The sequence below is a fragment of the Clostridium thailandense genome (assembly GCF_019207025.1).
Lineage (GTDB): Bacteria > Bacillota > Clostridia > Clostridiales > Clostridiaceae > Clostridium_AM > Clostridium_AM thailandense.
On sequence record NZ_JAEEGC010000236.1, the window covers coordinates 1 to 3,865 of the forward strand.

The window sequence follows — 3,865 nt, forward strand, 5'->3', positions numbered from 1 at the left end:
TATGTGCCTTCAGCTTTGGAATCATATACCTGCGTATAAGTCTACTTTCTGGTGTGATTATCTATAGGAAGATGTAATTAAACAAAATTTTACATTAAGTAAATTCTTAAATATCAATGGGTTGAACTTTTTTATTTTCCATCTTTTGATATATAAAACCGACTTTATTACAACATCCTATATCTATATTTGTAAATAACAAGAACAGAAAGTGGACTTATTCAGAGGGGTAAGCCTACTTTCTGTTCTATTTATATAATCACTGGTTTAAGTGAAGTTTTGAGCATAGGTTATATTATATTTCCATCAGTAGATATAGTTACTTCTTTGTATGGAACTATTATTTGTGCTTTAAGCATTGCATTTTTAACTGCATTTACAATTCCACTGCAGCAAGGAACTTCCATTCTTACTACTGTTATACTGTTAATATCATTATTTTTAAGAATTTCCGCAAGCTTTTCCTCGTAATATTTTATATCATCTAATTTAGGACACCCTATAACAGTAATGCGATCCTTAATGAATTCACTATGAAATTTACCATATGCATATGCAGTACAATCTGCTGCAATTAAAAGATTAGCATTCTTTAAATATGGTGCCTGTGTATTTATAAGTTTAAGTTGTACAGGCCATTGTCTTAGCTCTGACATATTCTCTTCTTTATTAGATCTTATGCTGCTAACTTTTATTGCTGCTTTTAGAGACTTTCTTTCTATCATTTTAGCGGCTGTACCAGGACATCCACAAGCTAGAGTTTTTTCTTCACTTAATTGTTTTCTCTCCTCTATTTTCTTAGCTACAGCTTCTTCATCATAATCCTTGCTTTCTCTCTCAATTATTGTAATAGCTCCAGTTGGACATTCTGGAAGGCAATCGCCAAGTCCATCACAATATTCATCACTTATAAGTACTGCTTTTCCATCTATTAATTCAATAGCTCCTTCATGACATGCCTTAACACATAATTTACAGCCATTACATTTTGATTTATCTATATTTACGATTTTTCTTATCATACAAATTTCCTCCTCTTGTTTTATTGATTTCATTATAATAAAATACATTTATATAGTCAGTAACATATGTTACATTATAAATATAAATCAATTTAAATTTTTGCAAATAAGTGTTCTTTGGAGGGCTGCTATGAAAGATTTAATAAATGTTTTAAAACAGTGTATACTTATGAAAGGCTTCTTAGATAATGATATTGAAGGGCTACTCAAAGATATAAACTATTCAATCAATTCTTTCTCTAAAGGTGAAATCATCGCATTAGAAGGTTCCAATTGTTCAAGCATTGGAATTGTATTAAATGGAAGTGTTGAAGTACAGAAGATATATGCTTCTGGAAAAACTATGACTATAAGCAAATTAAATGAAGGCCACATCTTTGGAGAAGTCATATTATTTTCAAATAGAAATACCTACCCCGCAACTATTGCATCACCTGAAAACTCCAAAATTATGTTTATATCCAAAGATAATATGCTAAAGCTTTGCAGCATAAATTCAAGGTTTTTAAATAACTTTATGACTCTTTTATCTAATAAAATACTTATGTTGAATAATAAACTAAGAAATATATCCTATAAGACTATACGTCAAAAAATAGCCTCTTATATTTTAGAAGAATACGAGATGCAGCAAAAGCTAAATATTACTCTGAGCTGTACTAAAAAAGAAATGGCTGAACAACTTGGTATTCCCCGACCTTCCCTTTCAAGAGAATTGATTAGCATGAAAGAAGAAGGACTAATAGATTTTGTTAAAAATACTATTAATATTTTAGATATCGAACTGCTTGAAGAAGTTTTAGATAACTAAACTACATTATATTTAAAAAAGAGCTGTTACGCTTACAGATATATATAGCCGAAAGTTGACTTACACGCAGGAATATGTTTCTAAAGTCGAAAGCAGATATAAAAACTTTTTAGTCAATCTTAGCGAAGCATTTTGGAAAATTTTAGAATATTCGATGTGTCTGAGGTACGAGTTTATCAAAGATTCTTAGATTCTCAAAATACTGAACTTTAGATTGATAAAAAGTTTTTATAGTGCCGAGGCTTAGAAACATATTACGGAGTGTAAGTTAACTTTCGGCGGTTGGTATCTGTAAGTATAACAGCTCCTTTTCTCTCAGATTACATTTTGCATAATTTTATACATTATTTTTTTAACATTTTCCTCTTTTCTACATGCTTTATGATAATACATATGGTTATCTGCTTGCTTAAAAAGTTCAGTCATTGTTTTAAATTCTTTTCCTCTATAAGATATTCCTGTGGAAATGCTTAAGTACATATTTGAGTCATTGGAGTTAAACTCACCTATACTCTTTTGTAGAAGTTCGTTTGCCAGTTCTAATTCATCTTTCAAACAATTATTTATTATTATTATGAATTCATCGCCGCCAATTCTTGCAGCAATACCATTATTTTCTTCGCAAACAATTCTTATTATATCGGCCGCATTAACAAGTAATTTATCACCACAATCATGACCTAAGTTATCGTTTACAAGTTTTAATCCATCCACATCACAAACAATAATCCCCAACTCCTCTTTCTTTTCCTTGTCATATTTACTTAGCAAATTTTCAAAGTATATTCTATTATATAAACCTGTGAGTCCATCATGTGTACTCATGTAAATAAGTTCTCTATCCATTTTTTTTCTTTCAGTTATATTTCTATATATTCCAAATACACCTACTTGCTTACTTTCAAAAACAATTGGATAGCCTAATATACAAACTTCAACAATACTTCCATCTTTTCTAATTCTAGTAGATTCGTACTCAATTACTTTACCATCCATAACTTCCTCTGAAATTTTAGTGGCTTCATTAACTAATTCATTTGAAACAATACGATTATTTATATAGTGCGCTATAAGTTCATCTTTAGAGTAACCAAAAAGCTTCTCAAAGGCATAATTTATATCTATAAATCTATCCTCATTATCTATTATACATATTGCCTCCGGAGAATTTTCAAAGAGTTTTCTAAAATAAGTTTTTTGCAATTCTAACGCTTGCTCTGACTTTTTTCTATCCCTAATATCTTTATAAACTGCGTATATCCCAATCTGATTTGTATCAAGTATTACTGGAAATGCTAGTACACTAACCTCAATTAATGTTCCATCTTTCCTTTTTCTTTTTGTATCTGCTGCAGTAACTGTTTTTCCTTGCATAACTATATTAGATAGTTCAAAGGCATCTTTTGTTTCATAATCCGCTAAGATAGAGTCTACACTGCTCCCCCTGACCTCTTCATTTTTATGCTGAAAAAGCACCTCAAAAGCTTTATTAACACTTATAATCCTGCTTTTATTATCCAATATAACAATTGCATCCTGTGAATTCTCAAATAATTTATCAAAATAGGTTCTTTGAAGTTTTAAGTCTCTATTCAATTTTTTTAGTTTTCTATTATTATTGAAGTAAACATAGTTTAGTAATACCGAAAGAACCGCTATTACAATTATGCAAAAATTAAAATGCAACATTTTAACACTCCTTAAGCTTATTATAAGAAATATTAATTTTTAAAATAGAATCAAATTTTACACTTAAATTTTACCATAACAACCTAATTTTTTATAGCAAAAATTTTATTTTATTACTATATTTTCAAAGCAATAAATGGAAAAATATTGAAAATAATTCCAATATACATTAATTTAAGAACATAAAAAGTATATAAAACACTTAAGCAACTATAAATTAGAATATAAAAATACCCTAGAAAAGAAATCTACTTTCTCTCTAGGGCATTCTATAACTTATTACTTAGAAATCCCTTTTATACTACTTTTCATTATAAAATTCTTTAGAATAATCCGCTTATTA

The 3,865-nt window shown here is 28.9% G+C and carries 3 protein-coding genes; 1 reads left to right on the forward strand and 2 read right to left on the reverse strand.

Annotation, left to right across the window (positions count from 1 at the left end; translation table 11 throughout):
- Positions 1–290: 290 nt before the first annotated feature.
- Positions 291–1,022 carry an ATP-binding protein gene (locus I6U48_RS29125; RefSeq protein ID WP_218324014.1) on the reverse strand — a complete coding sequence of 244 codons (732 nt, stop codon included), beginning with the start codon at positions 1,020–1,022 and terminating at the stop codon, positions 291–293.
- A gap of 130 nt (positions 1,023–1,152) precedes the next feature.
- Here I6U48_RS29125 and I6U48_RS29130 point away from each other — a divergent pair, with 130 nt between their 5' ends.
- Positions 1,153–1,833 (forward strand): Crp/Fnr family transcriptional regulator, encoded by a 681-nt coding sequence (locus tag I6U48_RS29130; RefSeq protein WP_218324015.1) that lies wholly within the window; start codon positions 1,153–1,155, stop codon positions 1,831–1,833.
- Between the two features lie 315 nt (positions 1,834–2,148).
- On the opposite strand, the gene I6U48_RS29135 is transcribed toward I6U48_RS29130, so the two are convergent.
- The gene (locus I6U48_RS29135) at positions 2,149–3,522 is read right to left on the reverse strand and encodes a sensor domain-containing diguanylate cyclase (RefSeq protein ID WP_218324016.1); all 1,374 of its coding nucleotides are present in this window, start codon (positions 3,520–3,522) and stop codon (positions 2,149–2,151) included.
- Positions 3,523–3,865: the final 343 nt, after the last annotated feature.